This is a genomic window from [Clostridium] citroniae WAL-17108, from assembly GCF_000233455.1.
GTDB classification, from domain to species: Bacteria; Bacillota; Clostridia; order Lachnospirales; family Lachnospiraceae; genus Enterocloster; species Enterocloster citroniae.
Window position 1 is genome coordinate 419,428 of record NZ_JH376421.1, and the last position, 26,207, is coordinate 445,634.

The 26,207-nt window shown below is 51.2% G+C and carries 23 protein-coding genes; 8 read left to right on the top strand and 15 right to left on the bottom strand.

Features of this window, described 5'->3' with window-relative positions; all coding sequences use genetic code 11:
* Position 1: 1 nt before the first annotated feature.
* From HMPREF9469_RS11900 to HMPREF9469_RS11915, 4 genes are read left to right on the top strand one after another with little or no spacing between them, the layout of a single operon-like run.
* Entirely contained in the window at positions 2–1,732 is a 1,731-nt protein-coding gene (locus HMPREF9469_RS11900; RefSeq protein WP_007862240.1) for an ABC transporter ATP-binding protein, read from the top strand.
* Positions 1,729–3,567, top strand: coding sequence for an ABC transporter ATP-binding protein (locus HMPREF9469_RS11905; protein WP_007862241.1), 1,839 nt, complete (start codon positions 1,729–1,731; stop codon positions 3,565–3,567). Before HMPREF9469_RS11900 ends, HMPREF9469_RS11905 begins: the two co-directional genes overlap by 4 nt.
* Positions 3,568–3,615: 48 nt before the next feature.
* Positions 3,616–4,296, top strand: a complete 681-nt coding sequence (locus tag HMPREF9469_RS11910) for an HlyD family secretion protein (RefSeq protein WP_007862242.1) — start codon at positions 3,616–3,618, stop codon at positions 4,294–4,296.
* A gap of 21 nt (positions 4,297–4,317) precedes the next feature.
* The gene (locus HMPREF9469_RS11915) at positions 4,318–5,490 is read left to right on the top strand and encodes an efflux RND transporter periplasmic adaptor subunit (protein ID WP_007862243.1); all 1,173 of its coding nucleotides are present in this window, start codon (positions 4,318–4,320) and stop codon (positions 5,488–5,490) included.
* 6 nt (positions 5,491–5,496) lie between these two features.
* Here the strand turns inward: HMPREF9469_RS11915 and phoU are convergent, their stop codons facing one another.
* From phoU to HMPREF9469_RS11940, 5 genes are read right to left on the bottom strand one after another with little or no spacing between them, the layout of a single operon-like run.
* Positions 5,497–6,159: a phosphate signaling complex protein PhoU gene (gene phoU / locus HMPREF9469_RS11920; protein ID WP_007862245.1), complete on the bottom strand. Its 663-nt coding sequence runs from the start codon at positions 6,157–6,159 to the stop codon at positions 5,497–5,499.
* 30 nt (positions 6,160–6,189) lie between these two features.
* On the bottom strand, positions 6,190–6,951 hold the full coding sequence (gene pstB, locus HMPREF9469_RS11925; RefSeq protein WP_007862246.1) for a phosphate ABC transporter ATP-binding protein PstB: 762 nt from the start codon (positions 6,949–6,951) through the stop codon (positions 6,190–6,192).
* An 11-nt stretch (positions 6,952–6,962) separates the two neighbouring features.
* A complete protein-coding gene (gene pstA / locus HMPREF9469_RS11930) occupies positions 6,963–7,862 on the bottom strand; it encodes a phosphate ABC transporter permease PstA (RefSeq protein WP_007862248.1) in 900 nt (299 codons plus the stop codon).
* Entirely contained in the window at positions 7,852–8,790 is a 939-nt protein-coding gene (gene pstC / locus HMPREF9469_RS11935) for a phosphate ABC transporter permease subunit PstC (protein ID WP_007862250.1), read from the bottom strand. Before pstC ends, pstA begins: the two co-directional genes overlap by 11 nt.
* 27 nt (positions 8,791–8,817) lie before the next feature.
* A complete protein-coding gene (locus tag HMPREF9469_RS11940) occupies positions 8,818–9,765 on the bottom strand; it encodes a phosphate ABC transporter substrate-binding protein (protein WP_007862252.1) in 948 nt (315 codons plus the stop codon).
* A 299-nt stretch (positions 9,766–10,064) separates the two neighbouring features.
* On the opposite strand from HMPREF9469_RS11940, the gene HMPREF9469_RS11945 reads away from it, so the two are divergent.
* Genes HMPREF9469_RS11945 through HMPREF9469_RS32425 form a run of 3 tightly spaced genes read left to right on the top strand, consistent with a single transcriptional unit; the run spans position 10,065 to position 12,055 of the window.
* Complete coding sequence (locus HMPREF9469_RS11945; protein WP_007862253.1) at positions 10,065–10,550, top strand: nucleoside deaminase; 486 nt, start codon at positions 10,065–10,067, stop codon at positions 10,548–10,550.
* Between the two features lie 31 nt (positions 10,551–10,581).
* Positions 10,582–11,874, top strand: coding sequence for a cytosine permease (locus HMPREF9469_RS11950; RefSeq protein WP_007862254.1), 1,293 nt, complete (start codon positions 10,582–10,584; stop codon positions 11,872–11,874).
* Between the two features lie 16 nt (positions 11,875–11,890).
* The gene (locus HMPREF9469_RS32425) at positions 11,891–12,055 is read left to right on the top strand and encodes a hypothetical protein (protein ID WP_007862255.1); all 165 of its coding nucleotides are present in this window, start codon (positions 11,891–11,893) and stop codon (positions 12,053–12,055) included.
* A gap of 25 nt (positions 12,056–12,080) precedes the next feature.
* Here the strand turns inward: HMPREF9469_RS32425 and HMPREF9469_RS11955 are convergent, their stop codons facing one another.
* The 5 genes from HMPREF9469_RS11955 to HMPREF9469_RS11975 form a co-directional block, all read right to left on the bottom strand.
* Entirely contained in the window at positions 12,081–12,917 is an 837-nt protein-coding gene (locus HMPREF9469_RS11955) for a GntR family transcriptional regulator (RefSeq protein ID WP_007862260.1), read from the bottom strand.
* A gap of 221 nt (positions 12,918–13,138) precedes the next feature.
* Positions 13,139–14,248: an ABC transporter ATP-binding protein gene (locus HMPREF9469_RS11960; RefSeq protein ID WP_007862261.1), complete on the bottom strand. Its 1,110-nt coding sequence runs from the start codon at positions 14,246–14,248 to the stop codon at positions 13,139–13,141.
* Between the two features lie 3 nt (positions 14,249–14,251).
* The gene (locus HMPREF9469_RS11965; protein WP_007862262.1) at positions 14,252–15,985 is read right to left on the bottom strand and encodes an ABC transporter permease; all 1,734 of its coding nucleotides are present in this window, start codon (positions 15,983–15,985) and stop codon (positions 14,252–14,254) included.
* Positions 15,982–17,073, bottom strand: a complete 1,092-nt coding sequence (locus HMPREF9469_RS11970; protein ID WP_007862263.1) for an ABC transporter ATP-binding protein — start codon at positions 17,071–17,073, stop codon at positions 15,982–15,984. Before HMPREF9469_RS11970 ends, HMPREF9469_RS11965 begins: the two co-directional genes overlap by 4 nt.
* Positions 17,074–17,219: 146 nt before the next feature.
* Positions 17,220–18,332: an ABC transporter substrate-binding protein gene (locus HMPREF9469_RS11975; protein WP_007862264.1), complete on the bottom strand. Its 1,113-nt coding sequence runs from the start codon at positions 18,330–18,332 to the stop codon at positions 17,220–17,222.
* 194 nt (positions 18,333–18,526) lie between these two features.
* On the opposite strand from HMPREF9469_RS11975, the gene HMPREF9469_RS11980 reads away from it, so the two are divergent.
* A complete protein-coding gene (locus tag HMPREF9469_RS11980; protein WP_007862265.1) occupies positions 18,527–20,671 on the top strand; it encodes a helix-turn-helix transcriptional regulator in 2,145 nt (714 codons plus the stop codon).
* Between the two features lie 12 nt (positions 20,672–20,683).
* Here the strand turns inward: HMPREF9469_RS11980 and HMPREF9469_RS11985 are convergent, their stop codons facing one another.
* From HMPREF9469_RS11985 to HMPREF9469_RS12005, 5 genes are all read right to left on the bottom strand, one after another.
* Positions 20,684–21,793 carry a phosphotransferase enzyme family protein gene (locus tag HMPREF9469_RS11985; RefSeq protein ID WP_007862266.1) on the bottom strand — a complete coding sequence of 370 codons (1,110 nt, stop codon included), beginning with the start codon at positions 21,791–21,793 and terminating at the stop codon, positions 20,684–20,686.
* A 3-nt stretch (positions 21,794–21,796) separates the two neighbouring features.
* Positions 21,797–22,723, bottom strand: a complete 927-nt coding sequence (locus HMPREF9469_RS11990; RefSeq protein ID WP_007862268.1) for a sugar phosphate nucleotidyltransferase — start codon at positions 22,721–22,723, stop codon at positions 21,797–21,799.
* A 47-nt stretch (positions 22,724–22,770) separates the two neighbouring features.
* The gene (locus HMPREF9469_RS11995) at positions 22,771–23,661 is read right to left on the bottom strand and encodes a carbohydrate ABC transporter permease (protein ID WP_007862269.1); all 891 of its coding nucleotides are present in this window, start codon (positions 23,659–23,661) and stop codon (positions 22,771–22,773) included.
* A 15-nt stretch (positions 23,662–23,676) separates the two neighbouring features.
* The gene (locus HMPREF9469_RS12000; RefSeq protein WP_007862272.1) at positions 23,677–24,582 is read right to left on the bottom strand and encodes a carbohydrate ABC transporter permease; all 906 of its coding nucleotides are present in this window, start codon (positions 24,580–24,582) and stop codon (positions 23,677–23,679) included.
* A 120-nt stretch (positions 24,583–24,702) separates the two neighbouring features.
* Positions 24,703–26,040: an ABC transporter substrate-binding protein gene (locus tag HMPREF9469_RS12005; protein WP_007862274.1), complete on the bottom strand. Its 1,338-nt coding sequence runs from the start codon at positions 26,038–26,040 to the stop codon at positions 24,703–24,705.
* Positions 26,041–26,207 lie beyond the last annotated feature (167 nt).

Below are 26,207 nucleotides of genomic sequence, written 5' to 3' on the forward strand. Positions count from 1 at the left end.
TTTGACCGTACTGTTTCGATATTTTAAACCATATGTACTGTACATATTGCTGGCCATTGTGCTGCTTTTCGGTCAGGCTTCATGTGACCTGGCCCTTCCGGACTTTATGTCCGATATTGTAAATGACGGTATAACAGCCGGCAACACATCCTATATTGTGGAAACAGGGTTCAAAATGCTGGGGATCGCCCTTATCAGCGCGGCATGCACCGTTACCGTGGGATTTCTGGGCGCCCGGGTGGCCGCAGGGGTCAGCCGCGGCCTGCGCCGTGATGTATTTACAGCAGTGGAAAGTTTTTCCAATGCGGAGATGGATCATTTCTCCACTTCGTCCCTGATCACAAGGACTACCAATGACATCACCCAGATCCAGATGCTGATCGTCATGATGATCCGCATGGTTTTCTATGCGCCTATCATGGCTGTGGGAGGCATACTCCACGCACTGGCCAAGGATAAATCCATGTCCTGGATCATTGCCCTGGCCGTTTTTCTGCTCTTTACAGTTGTATTTTCCATGTTCAGCCTTGTGATGCCCAGATTCCAGCTGGTCCAAAAGCTCATCGACCGGTTAAATCTGGTGGTGCGCGAAAACCTGGAGGGAATGCTGGTGATCCGGGCCTTTGATACCCAGAAATTCGAGGAAAACCGCTTTGACAAGGTCAACCGGCGGCTGACCCAGACCAACCTGTTTGTGAACCGCACCATGTCCGGCATGATGCCTGCCATGATGCTGATCATGAATCTGACCACGGTACTGGTGGTGTGGGTGGGATCCAACCAGGTGTCCGGCTTCCACATGGAAGTGGGGGACATGATGGCCTATATGCAGTACGTGATGCAGATTATCATGGCTTTTCTCATGATGTCCATGATGTTTATCATGATCCCCAGGGCCATTGTGTCCATTAACCGAGTGGCGGAGGTTTTAACCACAAGATCCTCCATCACCGGCAAAAAACATCCCATCACTCTATCCCAGCCCTGTAAGGGCATGGTGGAGTATTGCCACGTGTCCTTTCGCTATCCCAGCGGGAACGAGGATGTGCTCACTGATATTAATTTTACCGCTCGCCCGGGGCAGATCACAGCCTTTATCGGCGCCACGGGAAGCGGAAAAAGCACCCTGGTAAACCTGCTCCCCAGGTTTTATGATGTGACCCGGGGTGAAATACTCATTGACGGCATAAACATAAAAGACTGGCCCCTGCACGACCTGCGCCGGAACCTGGGTTTTGTGCCCCAAAAAGGCATTCTTTTTTCCGGCACCATCCGCAGCAACCTGGCTTACGGGGACAGGGATGCCGGGGAGGAACAGATCCTAAAGGCCGCAGGCATTGCCCAGGCCATGGAATTCATTGAATCCAAGCCTGACCTGTTTGACACACTCATCGCCCAGGGCGGCGGCAATGTGTCCGGAGGCCAGAAGCAGAGACTGGCCATCGCCAGGGCGCTGGTTAAAAATGCTCCCATCAATGTGTTTGACGACAGCTTCTCAGCCCTGGATTTTAAGACAGACGCCAGGCTTCGGGCCGCCCTGAAGGAAGAAACAGGCAATTCCACCCAGTTCCTGGTCGCCCAGAGGATCAGCACCATTATGAACGCGGACCAGATCATTGTCCTGGACCACGGAAGGGTGGTTGGAAAGGGAACCCACAGGGAGCTGATGAAAGGCTGTACCGTGTACCGTGAGATCGCCCTGTCCCAGCTCAGCGAGGAGGAATTGCAATGACAGAGAAAAAACAATCGCCCCCTTCCCGCATGGGAGGCCGGGGCATCCAGGCCGCCGGGGAAAAGGCCAAGGATTTTAGGGGCACCATGGTCCATCTGCTCCAATACCTGATGGTGTATAAGACCTCCATCGGCATTGTGATCCTGTTTGCCGCATGTTCCTCCATCTTCTCCATTGTTGGGCCAAAAATCCTGGGCAAGGCCACCACCAAACTGTTTGAGGGCATGATCGCCTGGATGATGGGCACCGGCCTTTTCACAGACTTCCGGTACATAAGGAACTGTCTTTTGCTCCTAGTGGTGCTGTACCTGATCTCAGCCCTGTTCTCCTACCTGCAAAGCTATATTATGTCAGGCGTGAGCATGAAGGTGACCTATCAGTTCCGCAAAAATATTTCGGAAAAGATCAACCGCCTTCCCTTAAGCTACTATGATACCAGGACCCACGGGGAGGTACTGTCCCGCATCACCAATGACGTGGACACGGTGAGCCAGACCTTAAACCAAAGCCTGACCCAGATCATCACCTCGGTGGCCACCCTGGCGGGAGTGCTGGCAATGATGATCTCCATCAGCATCCGTATGACCCTGGTGGCCATCATGGTACTTCCCCTTTCCATGGGCCTTATCATGGGGGTGGTCAAGAAGTCCCAGAAATATTTTAAGGGGCAGCAAAAAAGCCTGGGACAGCTCAACGGACATATTGAGGAGATATACGGCGGCCACAATGTGGTCCAGGTTTTTAACGGGGAGGAGGAAGCCATTGAAACATTTACCCGGATCAATGATGAGCTTTACAGCTCCGCATGGAAATCCCAGTTCCTCTCCGGAATGATGATGCCCATCATGTCCTTTGTCAGCAACCTTGGATACGTGTTTGTCTGCCTGTTGGGGGGATATCTCACGGTCAAGAAGGTGATCGATATCGGCGACATCCAGGCCTTCATACAGTACATGCGCACCTTCACCCAGCCCATCACCCAGATCGCCAATATTTCCAATACCCTCCAGTCCACGGCAGCGGCAGCGGAACGTGTATTTGAATTCCTGGATGAACAGGAGGAGGTGCCTGAAACCGCAAGCCCCATCCGCCCCCAGCAGGTGAGAGGGGATGTGGAGTTCAGGCACGTACACTTTGGCTACCGGCCCGACAAGCTGATCATCCATGATTTCTCGTCCTCTGTCAGATCCGGCCAGACCATTGCCATTGTAGGCCCCACCGGAGCGGGCAAAACAACGGTGGTCAAACTGCTGATGCGGTTTTATGAGCTTAACTCAGGCAGTATCCTCATAGACGGACACGATATCCTGGACTTTACAAGAAACGACCTGCGCTCCATGTTCGGCATGGTCCTGCAGGAGACCTGGCTTTACAGCGCCAGCATCATGGAAAACATACGGTACGGGAACTTTGACAGGACGGATGAGGAAGTGATCGCCGCAGCTAAGACCGCGCACTGCGATGCGTTTATCCGGTCCATGCCCGGAGGATATCAAATGGTGATCAATGAGGAAGCCAGCAACCTGTCCCAGGGCCAGAAGCAGCTGCTGACCATTGCCAGGACCATACTGGCCAACCCCAGGATCCTGATCCTGGATGAAGCTACCAGTTCCATTGACACCAGGACTGAGGTGCTGATCCAGAATGCCATGAACAGCCTGATGCAGAACAGAACCAGCTTTGTTATTGCCCACCGCCTGTCCACCATCCGTGACGCGGACCTGATCCTGGTCATGAAGGACGGCGATATCATTGAACAGGGAAATCACATGCAACTGTTGGAAAAGAAAGGCTTTTACGCAGATCTGTACCAGAGCCAGTTTGCGCTGAACTAGATGTCCGGCGGGACGGATTCCAAGAATATAATATAGAAGGTGAAGAAAATGAAAGAAAACACGCAGCACAACATAGAAGACGAGGAGCCGGTAAGTCAAAAAGGGAAGCTTAAAAAGTTCCTTTATCCCCTGCTTTTTGCCATAGTGGTCATTGGATGCAGTGCAGGCTATTATATTTACAGCGTAAACACCAATTACTTCAGCACGGATAATGCCAAGGTGACTGCCAAACTCTATTCCGTCATGCCGGTGACCAATGGAAAGCTGATCTCCTGGGATGTGGAAAACGGGGACCTGGTTGAGCAGGACCAGGTTCTCGGGCGCCAGGAGACCCTGCCCTATATCACATCCCCCATCAGCGGCACGGTAGTTAAAAATGACGGTGCCGTGAACCAGATGGCGAACGCCAGCACGCCTGTGGCAGTGGTGGCGGACACCTCCAATCTCTATATCGGTGTCAATGTGGAGGAAACGGATATTATGAAGATCCGCCTGGGCCAGATGGCTGATGTAAAGACAGACGCATATCCCAAACGGACATTTAAAGGCCAGGTGACTGAGATCGATCCAACTACCCAGACTTATTTCACCAATACCACCAGCTTTTCCACCAGCGGGACCTACACCAAGGTGACACAGCTCATCCCCATCAAGGTAACCATTGAGAACAAGGAGAACCTTCCGCTGGTATTCGGCATGAACGCTACCGTCAGGGTACATTTAAAATAAGGACACATGGGAGGTAAGACAATGAAAGGAAATATGACAGTTTGGGCCATCCTCATGCTGGCAGCGGGGCTGCTCACAGGATGCGCGGGGGACAGCGGCCAGCCGGAGGTGACCACGGCCGTGGCGCGGTCGGGAAGGGACCTGTCCTCCATGGTGTGGCAGGGAACAGTGGAGGCCATGAGCACCATTGACGTGATGCCCGGCGGAAGCGGAAAGGTGGTGGCCGTACCTGCCGCAGAGGGACAGCATGTAAATGCAGGAGATATTATTTTTCAGACAGATGATACGGATGCCGGACTTTCCCTTGCCCAGGCAAAGGCGGGATATGACGCGGCGAAGGCTGCCTTTACCAGCGCCCAGAAAGCCAGCGATGAAAACACCGGAGTGGCGCCCGCACGGATCGAATACACGGATGCCCTTAATAACTTTAACCGTGTCCAGGAACTATACGCCTCCAACGTAGTCTCACAGGTGGATTATGAAAATGCCAGATCCAGGATGGACACGGCCGCCTCCAAGCTAAAGGCGGCGCAAAACGGCCAGGACGGTAACTATGACGCGGCAAAGGCACAGATGGACAGCGCAAAAGCGGCCCTGGACATTGCCCAGAAACGCTATGATGACTGCAGTGTCCCCTCCCCCATCACCGGCATGATCACTAAGATCAATGTGGAGATCGGCCAGACAGTGTCCCCTCAGGTAACAGGCGCCACTGTGATCGATGACAGCGGGCAAAAGGTGGAGATCCAGGTGGCTGACACGGATATAGACCAGCTGAAAACAGGAATGGCCATGGACATCGGGCTGCAGTCGGCCGGCACCGCCTGCAGCGGCACCATTGGGGAGATATCAGCGGTATGCGATCCCAAAACCGGCATGTACACTGTAAAAATACTGCTGGACCGCCAGGAGGATCTGCGCTATACCGGCCTTATGGCCGATGTAAGGGCGGCCGGCAGCCAGTCAGCCTCCTCTGTTTACATCCCATCCAAGTGCATTCTCTCTGATGACAGCGGAAGCTACGTGTACGCCATTGTAAATACATCTGTGGTCAAAACACCCGTTACCCAGGGCAGAAAGAAAAACGCATACATGGAAATAACCCAGGGATTGGAAGCGGGCAGCGAGGTGGTGCTGCAAAGCAGCAGGAACCTGGAGGACGGCATGAAGGTGAGAGTATTGACTGTAAAATAACACTAACTACATGATCCTCACATTCTTGAGGGTTCCGGTCTTGGAAAATTGGGTCCACTCGCAGACATTCACCGCGTGGTCCCCAATGCGCTCCAGATATTTTGCCACCATCAAAAGATCGATCCCCTGGTCCGCCTGGTCGGGGGAGGATTTGAGAAGATCAATGACATCTGTTTTTACTTTGTTAAACAGCATATCTACCTCATCATCCCTGTCAATGATCTTCAGCGCCTCCTCCAGGTCCTGGCTGATAAACGCCTCGATGGCATCGTGTACCATGTTCTGCGCAGCGGACGCCATCACGGGCAGGTGCTTCACAATGTGATATGCGTGTTCGCTTTTTATGCGCAGGATCAGCTCCGCAATATCCGATGCATGGTCCCCGATACGCTCCAGGTCCGTCACCACCTTTAGGGCGGTGGACACCTGACGCAGGTCACTGGCCACAGGCTGCTGGCGCAGGATCAGGGACAGGCACCGGGACTCAATGGCCCGCTCCATGTCATTGACCGTGCGGTCCCCCTTGATCACATCCTCGGCCATGGCGTAATCCTGGTCCTCAAAGGCTGCAAAGGTCTGTTCAATGGCGCTTTCCACCATCCTGGCCATTTCCTTTAAATCCTGTTTTAATACTCCTAATTCGTGATCATAAGTTACTCTTACACTCATTCTATTTCCTTTCTGCCAACTACCCGTCTATCAGCCGAAACGGCCTGTAATATAATCTTCTGTCCTCTTATCCTTAGGCATGGTAAACAGTTCATCCGTGGCGGCGTACTCCACCACTTCACCTACCAGGAAAAAGGCTGTATAATCCGCAATACGGGTGGCCTGCTGCATGTTATGGGTTACAATAGCCACCGTGTACTTGCTCTTTAAATCATCCATCAGGTCCTCGATCTTTAAAGTGGAAATGGGATCCAGGGCTGAGGTGGGCTCATCCATGAGCAGCACTTCCGGTTCCACGGCCAGCGCCCTTGCAATACACAGACGCTGCTGCTGTCCTCCGGACAGGCCCAGGGCTGACTTTTTCAAACGGTCCGCCACCTCATCCCACAGGGCGGCTCCCCTGAGGCTGCTCTCCACGATCTCATCCAGCTGGGATTTGTTCTTGATCCCATGGATCCTGGGTCCATATGCCACATTGTCATATATGCTCATGGGAAATGGATTGGGCTGCTGGAACACCATGCCAATCTTTTTTCTGAGAAGGGTGGTGTCCACCTGGGGGTCATAGATGTCCTCATTGTCCAAAAGCACGGTCCCATCGATCTTCACGCCGGGCACCAGGTCGTTCATGCGGTTCAGGGTCTTTAAATAGGTGGACTTTCCGCATCCCGAGGGACCGATAAACGCCGTGATCTTATTCTCATATAAATCAAGGTTAATATTCTTAAGGGCATGATTCTCCCCATAATACAAGTTCAGGTTCCGGGTTGCAATCTTTGTTTTTGTTTCCACGTTCTATCTCCTTATTTCTCCACGTTAAATCTATGGGACAGATATTTTGCCAGTCCATTGATCCCCAGTACAATGACCAAAAGTACCACTGCCACGGCAAATGCCTCATTATATTTTGCCTTCTGCATAAACAGGTACAACTGGATGGTCAGGGTTCCGCCGGATTCCAGTACTTTGTGAAGCAGGTTCTTTGGAAGGTAATATCCGCTTCCGGCAGTAAACAGCAGGGCGGCGGACTCTCCCACAATGCGGCCGATAGCCAGGATAACTCCTGTAAGGATCCCGGGCATGGCGCTTGGAAGAAGGATGGTTCTTATCATATACCACTTGGTTGCCCCGATCCCCAAAGCTCCGTGGCGGTAGCTGTCCGGAACTGTCTTTAATGCCTCCTGGGTAGTCCTGGTGATCAGCGGCAGGATCATCAGGGTCAGGGTGAGAGCGCCTGTGAGGATGGAATATCCCAGTCCCAGGGTATTGCCGAAAAATACCATGCCGAACAATCCAAAGATAATGGAGGGGATACCTGATAAAACTTCCGTTGTAAATTCAATGGCCCGGACCGCCTTGCCCGGCCTGGCGTATTCATTGAGGTACACGGCTGAGCCGATCCCGATGGGGGTGGCGATCAGCAGGGTGATGCCCACAATATAAAGAGTGTTGATGATATTTCCCAGGATGCCGAAGGTTCCCTTTGTGGCGCTGGAAGCAGTGCTTAAAAAAGCCCAGGTCACATGAGGGATCCCACGCACAAACACGTATCCCATGATGCCGGCCAGGATCAGGATGGAAAGACCCGCGCATCCGTATATGATTCCTGTGAGCAGGACATCCGTGGGCCTTACCCGTTTCCCATAAATGCTGTCCCTGACCACAGAGTTTTTATTGATCTGAACCGCTATATCACCTGTCATTTTTCTTCTCCCCTTTCTTCAGAATCCTGGTAAGGCTTATGTTTATGCACATGATAAAGGCAAAGAGCACAAGTCCGATGGTAAACAATACCTGCCTGTGCAGTCCGGCCGCATACCCCATCTCCGACACGATGGCTGTGGTAAGGAACCGCACGGAGTTAAAGGGAAGAGGAAGGTTCACCGCGCTTCCGGACACAAGACTGATGGCCATGGCCTCGCCAATGGCCCTGCCTGTTCCCAGCACCACCGCTGTGATGATACCGGACTTGGCCGCGGGCACGATCACCTGGAAAATAGTCTGTATCCTGGTGGCCCCCAAAGCCAGGGACGCGCTTTTTAAGTGGGAGGGAACCGCTCTTAGGGAGGATTCGCTGATATTGATGACCGTGGGGAGGATCATCAGGGCCAGCACCAGGACCGCGGAGATCAGATTGGCGCCTCCCGTGAACTGGTGGGTTTCGGAGCCTTTGAATATGATAAGCTCTATTTTATACATCAGGGGATTCAGTATTAATATTCCCAACAGGCCGTAGATGACCGAGGGGATGCCTGCCAGCAGCTCCACTGCCGGACGGACCGTGTCCGCCAGTTTTTTAGGGGCCACCTCCGCCAGGAAAATGGCGGTCATAACGCCAATGGGTACGCCGATGAGTATTGCTAAAAATGTTCCCACAATGGATGTAAGTATGACAAAGAGAATCCCGAAGCTGGGGGAAGCTGCCGCCGGCTGCCATGCGGTGCCGAAGATGATTTCCAGTATACCCACCTTAAACAGTGCGGGCGTACCGCTTATGATCATGTACAATGTGATGGATGCAACAGCCAGTACAGCGAAAAAGCCGCAGCCGGTAAAGATGGCCTGTGCAGCTTTTTCAACAGTGGACTTGCTGCTGTGGTGGGAACGTATGGAAATTGTTTCCGCTCTCATGCAGGGAAGTCTCCTTTCTGATCCTGATTATTTGTCAACTGCGATCAGTCCCACGGACTTAACGATCTCAGTGCCTTCTTCGGAGTAAATATAGTCAAACAGCGCCTTTACCAGATCGTTCTGCTGGCTGATATCACCCTTGGTAGCCATAACAAAGGGACGGCTTAAGAAATAGCTTCCGGCCTTGATATTTTCCTCTGTGGGCTCAGCCCCTTCCAGCTTCAGGGCCTTAACAGTGTCGTCCAGCACGTCCAGGGATACGTATCCGATGGAACCTGGCGTGGATGCAACCTTTGCCATCACTGCGCCTGTGCTGTCCAGCTCATTGCTGTATTTACAAAGGTCCTCAAGTCCCAGCAGCTCCTCAAAGGCGCTTCTTGTACCGGAACCGGACTCACGTCCAACCACTACCACAGGAGCATCGCTTCCTCCCACATCCTTCCAGTTGGTCACCTTGCCCTCATAGAGGTCTGACAGCTGCTGCTTGGTCAGGTCCTCCACGGTATTGGAAGGATCGACTACCACTGCGATCCCGTCAATGGCCACAATGTTCTCAGCCACGCCGTTGGCCTTTTCCTCGTCCTTTAAGTTTCTGGAAGAGTTTCCGATATCAGCGCTTCCATTGTTAACAGCCTCAACGCCTGCACCGGAGCCCACGAACTCAGCTGTAACCGTAACCTTTGGGTATTTCTCCATAAATGACTCGCTGAGCGCATTTGCAAACTTCTCCATGGAAGTGGAGCCTACCATGCTGATGGAGCCGCTTAAGTCAGCTGCTGCCTGAGCTGATGTGGCTGCCTCTTCCGAGGTTCCCTCCGTCTGCCCTGCGGTGGTGGTTGGTGCTGCCTCAGCTGCCGTGGTTGCTGCAGCTGCTGCGGTTGTCTCGCCTGCGGAACCTGAGCATCCTGCCAGTACTCCCATTGCAAGCATTGCCGTGCCCATCAGTGCCATTATTTTCTTACTGTCCATTCTCATAATACATTGCCTCCAATTATTCTGTTTCTGTTCTGTGTATTTGTTTTTTCATGTTCACTACATTTTGGAGTATACATAAGTTTTACATTGGATGAAATCAAAGTATGGTATAGATTCTGTAAAATCTGTGTAAAACCATTTTTGTATCTGTGATTGGTATCCTCGTCCACTGAGGGTAAATATGCACAATAAATTTCTTTTTCCTTATGCATATTAATGATTTACAACCCTTTCGGATTATGATAAATTAAATTTATAAAAGATATGAGGTATTACCTTATACCAATCAGGAGGTTAAAATGGATCAGACAATTGATATTAAGAACTTAAGACGCTGTGCGGAGATTTCCAGGCAGTCACGTGCAGAAGGCAATACTCCCTTTGGAGCTCTTCTGGCAGATAAGGACGGCAACATCTTACTGGAACAGCCTAATGTTGAGATAACAGAGAATAAATGCACCGGCCATGCGGAGACTCAGGTGGCGGAGCGGGCATCCCAGCTGTACTCCAAAGATTATCTGAAGGACTGCACCCTTTACACCACAGCGGAACCATGCGCCATGTGCGCGGGAGCCATCTACTGGGCCGGGATCGGACGGGTGGTATACGGCATGACCGAGAAGGACCTGCTGGCCCAGACCGGATCAGACCCCCAGAACCCCACCTTTGACCTTCCATGCCGCGAAGTATTTGCAAGGGGCCAAAAGAAGATCGAAGTGGTTGGACCCTTTCCCGAACTTGTTGAGGAGATAGCAGAAGTGCATAAAGGCTACTGGAACAGTTGATCAATCAAGCAGATGACGAGGAGGATATGAGATGGAACAGCAGAATCAGAACCAGTCAGCGGACACGGAATACTCCCGGTGCGCCGTACCCTTGAACCAACGCAAGACCTATTTCAGCCTTACCATTGTGTGGACGGGATTTGTATTTGTCATTACCAGCATGATGGCCGGAGGCGGGCTTGCGGCAGGAATGGATTTTAAGCACATCATACTGGCAACACTGGGCGGCAACATTTTTCTGAGCATCATTGCCGTACTGATCAGCATCATTGCCTGTAAGACAGGCCTTACCTTCGCGCTGCTGACCAGGTACAGCTTTGGCTCCAGCGGTTCCAAGGCCGCCTCCATCTTTGTACCCGTGGTCAACCTTGGCTGGTACACCATCCAGGCAGCCACTTACGGACATTTTGTGGCCCAGGTATTTCATATGGGTCAGGTGGGCGAGGGATTATGTATGGCTGCCAGCGCCATTATCATGGGCATCTTTGCCATGTTCGGCATCAGCGCCATCACCATCCTGGGATACATCGCCATACCCGCCATTGTATTCCTGTCCATTGCCACAGCCATCCGCTCCCTGGGCGTCATCGGAGGGGTGGATGCCCTGTTCTCCTATCTTCCGGCCGCCAACATGCCCCTGTTCACAGGCATCACGGCCGTGATCGGCACCTGGGTTCTGTCCACCGCAACCTGTATCGCCGACATCATGCGCTATGCCAAGGACACCAAGACAGCCATATCCGCCACCCTCACAGGTCTATTGGGAGGCAATATCCTGATGATCGTATGCGGCGCCATTGCAGCCATTGCCATGGAGAACAGCGACCTCACCGTGATCCTTCTGGGATTTGGCCTGGTGATTCCCAGCCTGATCCTTATGACCACCAACATTTTTACCACCAATGCAGCCAACCTGTACTCCACATCCTTAAATCTCTCCAATGCATTTAAGATGGAGCGCAAGAAAATGCTGGCCATCCTGCTGGCCCTGTCAGCCCTGGCAACCCTTACAAAACCCTATGAGATCGGCTTTTTATTCACCTTCCTCAACATACTGGGTACAGTGGTCCCGCCATTATCCGGAATCATCCTGTCAGACTATTTCCTGGTCCACAAAGGCAGCTATGCGGCGTATGACAAAGCCAGATTCTGCAAATGGAATCCCGTCCCCTGGATCACCTGGGCCATTTCCATCGCCCTGGTGTACATGATCCCATTTGGCCTTCCGTCCTTAAACGGAATCATTCTGGGCGCAGCGATCTATACCGCACTGATGGCCGTAAATAAGCAGCGGGCAGCCGGCAGCATTGCCGAGGAAGCGTAAAAGGGGGAACATACATATGGACAGATATAAATTCAGCGCATTAATAGGAACTGTGATCATGGGGATCGGTTCTTTTATGGGATGCCTGGCAGAAAATCCCCTGTTTATCAACCTGGGGAACGGACTTTTGATCGTGAGTATTTTTGTTATGATATATGGGTATTCCAAATGGCAGCCATAAACAATGTAAAACGGATTAGCGATCGCTAATCCGTTTTAATATTTGATATCCTGGATCCTTCATCCTCATCCATCCTGTCATAATGAAGGATCCGCTTGCGTATCTGGCTGTATTTTAAGATGTTTGTGTCCACGTATTCCCATGTGTAAACTGCCGGGGTCCCGTCCTCGTCAAAGTTAACGCCCTTTAGCAGCAGGAATGCCTTTGGCGGGATCCCTGCTGTTTTTAACAGGCTGTCCAGCAATTCCACGTCCCTACTGTAGACCGCGTTCAGCTCCACCTTGTCCCACTCCAGCTTTTTGCCGCTGGCCTTGTACATAAAGTAGAACACGGAATTCACATAACGGTCCAGTTCTCCCATATCCACCCCTCTCAGGTATGAAAGGGGGATATAGTCACGGGTCACGGCACAGATTTGTTGATCCGCGTAGAAGATCTTGTCACACACAAGGGCCTGCGCCCCCTCCTCCATGCCCAGGCGGCCGGCCACATCCCGGTCCGCCCTGACAATCTGGTGCCGGATCATCTCCACCCTGGGTTCATATCCGCTGTTCCTTATCATATCCGCAAAATGCATCACAGGGTTAAAGCTGGCTTTCATCTCAAAAAAGCTGCTGTTGACAAACGTCCCCCTTCCATGTCTGCGGAATATCATGCCCTTTCCCGCCAGGTCGTCCAGGACGCTGCGCAGTGTGATCCTGCTGACTCCCAGCATCCGTGCCAGCTCCTCCTCCCTGGGAAGCTTGCTGTTCACAGATAGATCCATGTGTTTGATAAAGCGGAGAAGTTCCTCCTCCACCTGGGCTTTCAGGTCTGTTTTCCTGACCTTTCTGGGTATGCTCTCCCTGTAATCTTCCGTCATGTTCCCCTCCCGTACCTGTCCAAGGAGTTTGGCTTATCCCTGCTCCCGGCAAGCAGATATAAATAGTATATAAATAATGCCTACCCTGTCGTCCGTTGACAGGGCAGGCCTATCCTTTAAAAGGATGTGATCTCAGTTTTTAGGATACATTTATATTCTATGATATCATGTTTCCTGATTTCTTTCAAGCGGCCCAGGGAGTAAACAATAGCCAAAGAAAATCACACCAGCTGTCTCTTCAGCCGTTCCTCCTGCGCCTTTTTATCCTCAGCCGGATACCACATGGGGTCCGCGATGTGGATACAGCAGGTCTCACCCGGCGCAAACACCACACGGTGGGGCGTTTCCACCTTTACCAGCTGCTCACCCACCGATACCAGGTACTCTGTCTTATCCGTAAGAAAGATCCTCTTTTCCACACGGGTCTTAAATCCCTGGTCCCCGGTTATCCGTATGGCATTGGGCCTGGTGGCGACCACCATGTCGCTGGCAGCATCCGGCGGCACGGGCAGATCCAGCGCCTGGCTCATGTCGCCTTTGGGGTATGCCTTTTTATCCTTGATCACAACATTAATGAATGTGGATTCTCCCAGGAAGCTGTGCACAAACCGGGAATTGGGCTTGTTGTAAAGGTTTGCCGGAGTGTCGACCTGCATGATCCTGCCCATGTCGCACACCATCATCCGGTCCGAGATAGCCATGGCCTCAGACTGGTCATGGGTCACAAAAATAATGGTAAAGTTGAATTTGCGCTGCAGCTCCTTGATCTCAAACCGCATGGATTCCCTTAATTTAGGATCCAGGTTGGAGAGGGGTTCATCCAGAAGCATCACCTTTGGGTTGGTGACAATTGCCCTGGCCAGGGCAATACGCTGCTGCTGGCCGCCTGAAAGTTCCGAAGGATACACCTCCTCCAGCCCATCCAGGCTGCAGTGGTGCAGGGCTTCCTTTACCCGCTTTGTCATATCCGTCTTATTTACATTCTGTATTTTTAACGGAAACGCCACATTGTCAAAAATATTCATATGGGGCCACACGGCAAATGCCTGGAACACCATTCCCAGCCCTCTTTCCTCAGGGGGAACATAAAGGTTCTTTGACTTGATGGATACCGGCTTGCCGCAAAGGTGGATCTCGCCCTCAGACAGATCCTCAAACCCCGCGATCATGCGCAGGGTAGTTGTCTTGCCGCAGCCTGATGGTCCCAGGAAGGAGAAACACTCCCCCTCCTGAATATTCAGGTTAAAGTCATCCACCGCCGTGACCGTACCCATGGTTCTGGTTGTGAAGCGCTTTGTAACATGCTGTAAAACTACCTGATCCTGTGCCATAACCTACGCTCCCTTCCTGTCTTTGGTGATTTCCGTGACAATGGTATTACATATAATAATGATTACAATGGCCAGTGAGGCCAGGGCCGATGCCTGAGGGATCATGCCTGCGTCCCTTAAGGAATAGATCTGTACCCCCAGCGTCCTGGTATATGGCCCGTAGAGAAGAATGGATGTGGTCAGCTCCCTCATGGCCGGCAGGAAGATCAGGAAGAATCCCGATACCATGGCCGGGCGGATCAGAGGCAGGGTGATATCCTTCAGGGATTCCGTGTGGGTGGCGCCGCAGGCCCTGGAAGCTTCCTCCAGGGAGGAGTTGACCTGCTGCAGGGATGCGGAGGCGCTCTTCATGGAGAAGGACAGGTATCTTGCCATATAGGCCACCAGTATGATCCATATGGTATTGTACAGTTTAATCCCAAAGATGGAGCCGGACCAGGAAAGGATAACGCCGATGGCCAGCACGGTTCCGGGTATGGAATAGGGCAGCACGGAAAGGATCTCCAGAATACCTTTGCCCTTTGGTTTAATGCGGCTAATCACGTAAGCCACCATAACACCCAGGAACATACACACGATCCCGGCCGTAACAGACAGGAACAGTGAGTTTTTGATGGAATCCAGAGTGGCCGTGGAGGTCAGTACCTTCTGGTAATTCTTCAGGGAGAAGTTCTCCGGTGTAAGGGGGAGCCCATATGCATTGACCAGGGCTACCAGGAATATCATGACCAGAGGGACCACAACAATAACGATCAGTGTAAGGCAGGCAAATGCCAGCAACGGGTATTTGGCTCCCCTCAGCTTAATCAGGGTAGGCCGCATGGACTTTCCCTTGATAATGTCATAGCTTCCTGAGCTGAGCACCCGCTTTTGGATCACCAGTGCCACCGCCACCACCGCCACCAGCAGGATGGACAGCGCGGCGCCCTGGCGGATTCCCTCAAAGCTTCCCGAGGATTTATAGATCAGGGCGTAGATCATGGTGGGCAGTGTATAAATATTCTTGGAAAAACCAAGAATGGACGGCACTCCGAAATGAGCCAGTGAGGATATGAGGATCAAAAGCGCTCCTGCGGAAATAGCTGGTTTTACCAGGGGGATCGTAATCTTTGCTATGACCTGCCCCTGCTTTGCCCCAGCGATCCTGGCTGACTCCTCCAAGGTGGGGTCCATGCGCTCCAGGGCGCTTACCACCTGCATGAACACAAATGGGAAATAGTAGGAGCACTCCACAAAAATGATCCCGCCGATACTGTTGATATTAATGGGCGCACTGGCCAGGTGGAAGGTTGCCATCAGCCATTTGTTCACATAGCCGGCCCTTCCTGAGAAAAGCAGATCCCATGCCATGGCACCAAAAAACGGAGGAAACATGTAGGGGATGGTAAACATAGCCCTCATAAAGCCCTTGGCCGGAATGTCGCTGCGCCCCAGAAGCCAGGCATAGAACAGACCCATAATGGTTCCAAACAGCGTCACCGCCAGGGCGATAACAATGGTGTTCCACATTGCCTTCAGGTTATCCATATTTCCTATCACTGATACAAAGAGGCTGATATCAAACTTGCCCTCATAGAAAAACGCATTGTAAACGATCATAAAGATCGGGATCGCCACAATGACCAGAAGCAATACAAAGCTGAGGCCCGTCATGGCCTGGTCCAGGCCGAACTTCCTGCCCTCCATGGCAGCCAGCTCCGAGCCGCTTGTCATGGCACGCCGTCTCCTGAATGTCATAGGTTTTCCTCCTTTCCAACTGCAGGATAAAACTCAGGGCTTATGAATTTAAGACCCACGGTTTCCCCTTCCCGCTCCACCGTGCCTGCCTGATTGGCGTCAAAGGCATTTTTCTGAACACGGATCTCCTTGCCGTTAAAATCCACAAAATAATCATACTCGCTACCCAGGAATACGGAGCGTTTTACCGCTGCCTTCAGGGGTGATGCAGAGTCAAACGTAATATTATTGGGGCGCACGCCCATGTCCACGGTTCCCGCCTGTTCATACTGTGCAGGCACCTTCCCGTCAAATATCATCTTTCCGTTGCCGGAAAAGCACCAGTCCTTTCCCTTTTTGCACAGTGTAAAGAAATTGGACACACCGATAAACTCAAATACAAACCGGTTGGCAGGCCGGAGTATGATATCCTCATCCGCTCCCAGCTGGCACAGCTCCCCTTCCCTGTTCATAATGGCCATTTTATCGCACAGCTGTAGGGATGCCTCCTGATCATGGGTGATATAAAAGATGGTGGTCCCTATATTCTTTTGGATCTGCCGGATCTCTATGAGCATTTCCTCTCTCAGCTTTGCATCCAGGTTGGTGATTGGCTCATCCATGACGATCACCGCATCGGAGCTGACCAATGCCCTTGCAATGGCAACCCTCTGCTGCTGGCCGCCGGACAGCTGGCTGGGCAGATAGCCCGCATATTCGCTCATGCGCACCTGTTTTAGTGCGTTCTCCGCTCTCTGCTTGATCTCCGCCTTTGGCATCCTGCGCTTTTTCATGGGATAGCACACATTTTCCAGAACCGTCATGTGGGGCCAAACCGCATAATCCTGGAACACCACGCCCACATCGCGGCGCTCCGGCGGAATATTGATACGCTTTGCCTGTGAAAATACGCACCTGTCCCCAATCCAGATCTCCCCTGTGCTGGGCTTGTTAAACCCCAGGAGGCAGCGGATCAGCGTGGTCTTGCCGCAGCCCGAGGGGCCCACCAGGCACATGATCTGGCTGTCGTCCACTTCCAGGGAAAAATTCTTTAAAATATGTCTGTCCCCATAGGAAAAGGATATATTGTCGAACTTAATACTAGCCATTATAGGTCCTCCTGTCCCTTGTAAATGTAATTCCATCCATGCGGATAAAACAGGGCCGGAACTTCTTCCGGCCCCGCTTACATGTTCCCGCTTTCCTTGCTATACATTCCTTGCTATACTTTTAATGTACTTTTAATATATTTTCCTTACTTAAAGATCTTGTCAAATGTCTCAATAATCTGATCTGAGCTGTCGGACAGGGACTGAAGGTCAACGCTCATGGCTGACTTTGCGATCTCCTCCACGCTGGCGCCCTTCTGGTCCACGTCATCCCTTACGGACAGCAGGTTGTTGTCTACCAGGATCTCCTGGCCTTCCTTGGAAAGGATAAAGTCATACAGCAGTTTGCCGTTGGTATCGTTTGCGCATCCCTCAACCAGGCCAATGGGTGAGAAGATGGAAACCAGGTCGGAGTCCAGATACCTGAAGCCCAGAGGCGAACCCTCATCCATCAGGTTCTGTGTTACATAATCCAGCATGATCCCCACCTTATAGGCGCCTGCAGCCACCTGGTTGTGGGTTGCGGTGGTGCCGGATTCCAGCTCACATCCATTTTCTTTTAACTTCTTAAAATATTCCTCACCATAAGATGGATCAGAAAGGAGCGCTCCCACAAAATACTTTGTGGTGCCTGCTGAAGACGGGTCGGTCATTACGATCTGGTTGTTCCACTTTGGATCCAACAGGTCATTCCATGTCTTGGGCGCTTCCTCCTCCGTAACCAGGGTGGTGTTATATCCCACGGACATGTTCATCATACGTGCACCAGTGTAGTATCCGTCCGGGTCAATAAACTTATCGGCAATGGCGCCGGCCTCCGGGGATGAATATTTTGCAAGAATGCCTTCATTTTTAAATCCAATATAGTCCGAGGGGTCTCCCACCCAGATCACATCAGCCGCCACCTGTCCTGACTGGTGCTCGGTGGCGATCTTGGTGATCACCTTTCCTGTGCCTGCAAAGTAATAATCCATCTTTACATTAGGATATTTCTTCTCAAATCCCTGCTTAATGGCCATCAGCTGATCCTCCTGCATGGAAGAGTACAGCATTACATTGCCGGTCGCCTCCGCATCTGAGGAAACTGCCTCAGTCTCTTCCTGTCCGTTTTCCGCCTCTGTGCCTTCTGCCTGAGCTTCTGTCTTAGGAGCCTCAGCTGCCGTTGTTGGCTCCGGTGTCTTAGCGTTGCCGGAACCGCCGCATGCTGTCAATGAAACTGCCATAGCTGATGCAAGGATGACTGCCAATGATTTCTTCATAACTATACCTCCCTGAGTACGTTTAATTTTTGCACATACGAAAATTCTTATATTTTGTTGTGCAATTTGTTTGTTTTGCAGTTGATTTGATTGTAAATTTTATGCTAAAATATGTAAAGTATGAAAAATGTGGAAGTGAGCCGATGTACAATTTTTAAACCCTGCAAAGTTTAAACTTCCCCAAAGGCGGTAAGATGACGGAGAAAGCAGTAAAAAACCCCAAGAAAATCAGACAACTCATCCACATCCTGGCCCTTGGTTCAGGATTTCTTGTGGTGCTTGCCATCATCTTCCTCACCCTGTTCCGCATTTTCGAGCGCATCACCTATGACTCCATTTCCGACCTGAACCGTGATTTTGCCATCCAGATCGATTCCCTTACAGAAACCATCAACTCCTCCATTGTAAATTATGGAATGCAGCTGTTTTATTCAGATGCGGTAAAAACCATGATGGGATCCGGAACCTTTTCCAACACGGACCGTGTATACATGACCAGGGATCTGAATACGTCCCTAAGCTCCACGGATTTTGCAGAGTCCATCATCATCCACAACGGCTACACGGAGCACGTATACTCCACTGATCCCTCCTTCCCGGACCAGCCCATTGATATTTATAAGAAGTCCCCCATCCGCCAGCTCCTGATCAGCAGGACCAATGAAGACCGTTTTAAACCCATCTACTGCCATGAAAACGGACCTGGCGGAAAAGAGTATTACACCTTTATGTTCTACGAGGTATACCCTGACGGAACCCCCAAGCCCAGCACCCTGATCATTACCATCAAAAGCAACTGGTACAAAAAGTCCCTGCTGGCCTCCAACCCGTCCTCAGACCTGATCGTCATCAACAAGCACGGGGATATCCTGGTGTCCGCAAGCGACTCCCTCCTGGACAAATACACCGAGTACTATCCCATGATCACCAAGGAAAAAAACAGCGGGTATTTTATAGACAATAAGAAAAAGGAAATCTGCATGTATTATGAGTCCCTGACAACGGGCCATACCTACATGAAGATCTCCCCTTTGCAAAAAACCCTTCCCCGCCTCCTGTACTTTCGCCGGATCGTGGTATGTTTTATGGTAACGCTGATCTCCATTTTCGGCGCTGCCCTGGTTGTGCTGCTCATCTTTGCCCTGATGCCCATGCTCAGGCTAAAGGACGCCATTAAGACCATTGACAAGCTTCTGGAGGGAAATGAACCCGACATGCCCGGTCCTCCCAACGCTCCCTCCCTTCCCCTGAGAGAACAGATCAATGCAGTGGTGTCCAAATCAGAGCGCGCCAGCCTGGAGCAGGTCCTGTATGACATGCTGGCCGGCAAGCTCTCTTTGTCCTCCTCCCGACTTTTTAAGAACCAGGAAGGCCCATTTGGTTTTATGCTGGTCCATGCCCAGCACAGAAAAGACATCTACGAGCTGGTGGAAAAACAGCACCCGGAAATGGTAGTCACCAAATCCTCCCACATCTATGCCTGTATTGGCATCTGGGAATCTGAGGAGGATTACAAAGACCTGGCCGCTTTTATTTCCCAGTCACTCAACTGCCGCCTGTTTAAAAGTTCCCTGTTTACGGATTTTGAGAGCCTGGCCTCCCATTTTTCCAACCTGAACGAACTGCGCAAGTTGGGCCTGATCCTCAATGAGGAGGAACTTGTGATCCATGAGGAAGCCCTGGCCATAAAAACTCCGGCCAATACCATTACCACCAGGGATTTTACAGACCTGATCGTACGCCTCAAGTCAGGCAGCCTTGACCTGAGCCGGGCCAAATGGCTGGAAATCCTGGACACCATTAAAAACTACCGGTACGATGACTTTCAGTACATCCTATACCGGGCCGAGGATACCATATGCAATATTTTAAATGAGTTTTCCAGCGATCTGCTGAAAGACGGCCAGAAGCTTCTCCCCGAATCCCTGGAGCAGATCAGGGATCTGGGGGAGATCAACCGGGCCTTTGACAGGGCCTTTGTATCCATTTGTGATAATTACAGTGAAAAAAAGGCGGAAAAATATTCTGAACTGGCCCGCCACATTAAAGAGATCGTCCAGGAACACTACCATGACAGCAGCCTGAACTCCCAGCGCATTGCAGACATGATCCAGATGAACAATGCCTATCTGGGCCGCATGTTTAAAAGTTCTTACGGACGTTCCATCAACGACTATATCAACACATGCCGTCTGGAGGAGAGCATGCGCCTTCTCAGGCATACGGACCAGTCCGTGGAGGAGATTGCGCAGCGTGTGGGCTTTTCCAATATTAAATATTTTTACGTGCTGTTTAAAAAGTTTACAGGGATAACCCCCACCACCTACCGTGCGGGATAGGCGGCGGGGGGATCAAAGGGAAACAGCGGAAACCATTTCCACAATTGTCTGCATCTCTTCCCACTTCTGTTCCATGTCCTCCACCAGCTTAAACTGGGTCCGGCACCGGTCCAGATTATGTTTCTCCCTGGCGGTCTTAAAATAGGTATCCCCTTCCAGGTAATCTGTCAGGAAACGCATTCCGCACTCCAGGGTCATAAGGCGTGCGCCCTGGGGCAGCATTTTTACCTCCTCCTCCGTAAGGCTCCCCGCGCATCCCTTTAAGAATCCTTTGGTGTAGGTCTCAAACAGAGGAAGGGACAGGGAAACCTTACTCAGATCCGTCTCGTCCTCCTCCGCCGTGTTGGCTCCAAACCGTATGGAATCGCCGAAGTCAAAGATGGAGAGTCCTGGCATCACTGTGTCCAGATCAATGATGCAGATGGCCTGGCCTGTGCTGTCATCGATCATAATGTTGTTTAGTTTTGTGTCGTTGTGGGTTACCCGCAGGGGAAGCGCCCCTGATGCCAGCATATCCATGGCAAGGCCCATATCCCCGCCCCTGTCCGTCACAAACCGGATCTCTTCCCTCACCTGGTCCGCCCTGTTACAGATATCCTGATCCACAACCTCCTGAAAGCGCTGAAACCTGCGGGGCGTGTCATGGAAGCCCGGTATGGTCTCGGACAATTCTTTGGCCGGATACCGGGACAAAAGGCGCTGGAAATGGCCGAAGGCCTTGCCGCTCTGGTAGAAATCCTCGGGCTTTTCCACCAGGTTGTAACAGGTGGCTCCTTCAATGAACAGGTACATCCTCCAGTAGCTGCCCTGACTGTCCACGTAAAAGGCTTCCCCCTTCTTTGTCTTTACCAGGTTCAGGGTCTCCCGGTCAGGGTCTCCTCCGTTTTTTATGACCTCCTGCCTTAAAAATGTGGTCACGCCTTCAATATTCCTCATCAGGGACACCGGGTCCCTGAAAATCTCATCATTCATTCTCTGAAGGATATAGGGACGGTCGCACACCAGCTTAAAGGTGTCGTTAATATGTCCGCTCCCGTAGCGCTCACAGCTTACCATGCGTCCCTGTATCATAAAAGCCGCGGACGCTTCCTCCAGTATCCATGTCTCTATCTCTGTACTCATCTCTCAGCCCTCCCACAGCTTCTGTGGATACAGTCCGCTGTCCTTTAATCCTTTGATGGCCTTTACCACCATCTCCTTATCCTCCTTGTAGGTGACTCCATACCAGCGGTCCACACTCTTTAACACCGTAACCTGGGCCTGATCTGCTTTTAACAGCTCATCAACCACAAAGGGAAGGAAATACTCGCACTTTAAGGGATCCGCGGAAAGGTTCTTTTCCAGGAATGCCCCGAACCGTTTTTCCAGTTCCGCCAGGATGCTGGCCGTAAATCCCCACATGTTCATGGACACAATGGTGGACTCCCCAAGTTCCGTCCATGTGGACCCGCCATCCTCCGTGTATTCAGCTATATCGCCGTGCTTTTCTATTCTGGTGCGCTCATGGACATCGGTCAGGCAGTTGCATTCATCCACCGTGCACACGCCTCTGGCTACATATCCGTTCTCCGTAAGGGTATTATAGAGACGGTAGCCCACCATGGTATACTGGTATCTGTCATTATCCTCCACGGATGAAAGCTGATCATAAATCATGTGAAACGCTTCTTTTCCATAATAATCATCCGCATTAATAACCGCAAAAGGACCGTCTATGCTGGATGCGCAGCACAGGACCGCATGGGCGGTTCCCCAAGGCTTTACCCGCTCTTTTGGCACCTGGAAACCTGCCGGTATTTTATCCAGCTCCTGAAATATATACTCCACATCCATGTACTTACTGATCCTGTTCCCTATATGGATCTTAAACTCTTCCTCAATGGCCTTCTTGATAATAAATATTACCTTATCAAATCCGGCTTCCCTTGCATCATAAATTGAAAAATCAATTATGATATTGCCATACTCATCCACCGGGTCGATCTGCTTTAATCCCCCGTAGCGGCTTCCCATACCAGCCGCCATAATCACCAATACAGGTTTCTTTCCCATGCTTATCTACCTCTCTTACTGGATTTTATTCTGTGTCTCGACATGACCTAACCCTTAACACCGCCGCCTGTAACACCTGCGATGATCTTCTCAGACAGGAAAATATACAGGATAAAGGTGGGCAGGAATACAATGACCACTGCCGCAAACATGCCGGCCCAGTCGCCTGTGTATTTCATGGAGTTGATCATGGAATACAGTCCGACCGCAACAGGGCGCACCCGGTCCGAGTTGCCGAATATCAGGGAAATAAAATACTCATTCCAGATATTGATAAAGTTGAAAATGGTCACGGTCACAATGCCGGGCTGGGCCATGGGAAGCATGATCAGCCAGAACGTCTTCACCGGCGGACACCCGTCAATGGCTGCCGCCTCCTCAAACGCCCTGGAAAGGTTGGCAAAAAAGGTAGTAAGGAAAATGGTGGTGTAGGGCACATTGATGCCGATATACAGAAAGATCAGCGTGGCCATATTGGCCGTTACATTGTTAAGGATGTTAAGTCCGGCCACCAGTGCAAACAGAGGAAGCACGATCATCACAACCGGAACGCCCATGGATGCAACCAACCCGGTCTGTATCAGCTTATTACACACAAAGTCAAAACGTGACAGCGCATAGGCCGCAGGCGCGCAGATCACGATCAGCAGGGTACAGGACACAAAGGAATAAAACAATGAATTAAAGAAGATGGTGGACACATTGGAATTGACCCACGCCTTCACATAGTTTTCAAAATGGAAACCGCTGTCCAGCAGCTTGTTGGAGAAGATCTCCTTGGTGGTGGAAAAGCTGGCCAGAAGCACCCAGCCCAGCAGTATAAAGGTAAAGAGGATCCACAGGGTCAAAAGCAGATAACCCGGTCCCAGCTTCAGTTCCCTCCTCCAGCGGATGGGTTCACTGTATCTCTTTTCTTTTTTACCAAATAATCCTGACATATACGTTCCCCTTCCCTAGAATTCCAGATCATCATCTTTCAAAAGATGATTACACAGCCAGAATACGGCGACCACGCACACGCTGAGCATAACGCCCACCGCTGCGCCCACACCGGAGTTTCTCTCAGTCACACTGTTTCCTGCGCCAAAAATCTGCATATACAGGTAAACCATGGGCGTGATGGTCTGGGTATCGGCTGTAACGGTTGAGAACAGCTGTGACCACACAAAGAATCCAACGCTTGTAACGCTCCACATGGTAATATTCGTTCTGAACACGCCCTTTAAAAGGGGCAGTGTGATGTAGCGGAACTGCATGAACTTGTTGGCTCCGTCCAGGGTTGCCGCTTCAAAATAATCCTCGCTGATCCTCTCGATCCCGCTGGAAAAGATCAGCATATGGTATCCCACCATACCAAAACAGTAAGCCAGCAGCAATGCCATGAACTTGTGGTCATTGTCCAGCCACTGGATTTTGGCAATGGAATCCAGTCCAATGGATGTAAAAAATGTTTTTAACAGGCCGAACTTGGGGCTGTATACATACTGCAGCCACATGGTAGCCAGCGCAACCGCGCTGACGATATTGGGCAGATAGATCATGGCCCTGAAAAAGCTCTTAAAACGGATACCGCTGGTTATGATCACTGCGAACAAAAGTGCCAGGGACATGACGATAATGCCTCCGATAAACCAGATACGGACCAGATTCCACATGGACATGCGAAACAAGGTGGTGTTAGCCAATTTAACGTAATTATCAATTCCGGTAAAGGTCCATTTTGACATGGCGTCCGTGATGCCTTCAATCTTGAAAAAACTCATCAGAACGGTTCTGACGATGGGATAGAGGAACACCAGGACAAACATCACGACTGCCGGTGTCATAAACGCTATGATCATTCCTTTGTTTCTTTTCACACCAGTGCCTCCTTACTTAAAAATTATGCTGCTGCATAAAATTTAAAAGAGGCGGCAGCGTTAAACGATGCCACCTCAATGATGATGTTGCTTATATGATACTCTTGCTGCCTGTAAGCTTTACTTTCCGGCTGCCTGCAAATTTGCCACAAACTCATCCGCTGTGACGGAGCCGCCGCAGAGCTTCATCATGTTCTCCTTGATGATCGGCGTCATGTCTACGTTGTCCTCTGCGCCGGCCGCCCATGGATAACGTGTGGTCAGGCTTTCCATTACCGGCTGTACACATGCGATCTGTGCCGGCCACTCAGTGTTGGTTGAATCGGAAGGAATGCCTACGGACTCAACGGAAAGCTTCTTGTCAAATTCGCCCTTGGTGATGTATGTGATCAGCTGGAATGCAGCCTCTGCATTCTGTGAATTCTTGTTAATGGCCAGAACCTGCGCGCCGAAGTTAGCTGCTTCCGTGCCGTCTGTACCGTTTTCTACCGCCGGATAGCTGAAGCATCCCCACTTAAAATCATCCCCTGCCATGTCCTTAACCTCGTTTGGAAGCCAGGAGCCGTTGAGATACATTGCAGCAGTGCCCATTGCCAGTTCCTGGTTTTGTCCTGCAGGCCATACGTTGGAGCCGATGCCCTCGGAGAAATACCCCTTGGCTGCAAAATCCTCATATGCTTTAGCCATGGCCAGTACGGAAGGATCATCCCACTTATTGTTCTTCACAATGTCAGATGTCTTATCATATCCGTTGATCCTGGACATATGGTATCCGAACATGCAGAGAATGTAGGCGTCATCACATGTGATGGGCGTATAGCCTGCGTCCTTGATCTTCTGGCATGCCGCGTCCAGCTCTGCCCATGTCTTCGGAACCTCTGTCACGCCCGCCTCGTCAAAAATGGATTGGTTGTAGAAAAATGCAAATACATTTGGCTGGTAAGGAATGGATTTAAGGGTTCCGTCCCCAACCTCACGGCACGCGCCCATCAGACTCGCGCTTGCGGTTGCCTCGTAGTCGTTCTCCTTTACCAGGTCTTCCAGGTCCAGGATATATGCGCCCCATGTCTTGTTCACTCGGTCGATATCCTCGTCAAACACATCAATGTTGGTTCCTGCATCCAGCGCCGGCTGAAGACCCTCGCGGATACCGGTACGTCCCTTAAACTGAACGTCAACTGCGATTCCCGTATCGGCCGCAAACTTGTCAACCGCTTCCTTGATCACCTGTCCCTGCGGCTCTGTGGACTCCCACATGGACCAGTATACAAGGCTTCCTCCGTCTCCGGCCGGCGCCTGTGTGTCAGCTGCTGCGCTGTCACCTGCCGGTGCCGCCGTTGTCTCCGCTGCCGCCGGTGCCGCTGCCGTCTCTGCCGGTTTGGAGCCGCCTCCGCATGCGGTCAGTGAGCCGGCCATTGCCGCTGTCAGTGCCAGTGCCCATAATTTTCTTCTTTTCATATAATACTTCCTCCTTAAATATATTTGTGTTTTTGTCCCTTCAAATACATTTCTCATAACTCAAGTATAGTAAAATTGCACATAATATTCTTTGCACAATCTATCGTTATATTTAGACGATAAGACTATTTTTATATATATTATACAAATATAATGTTGGTATATGT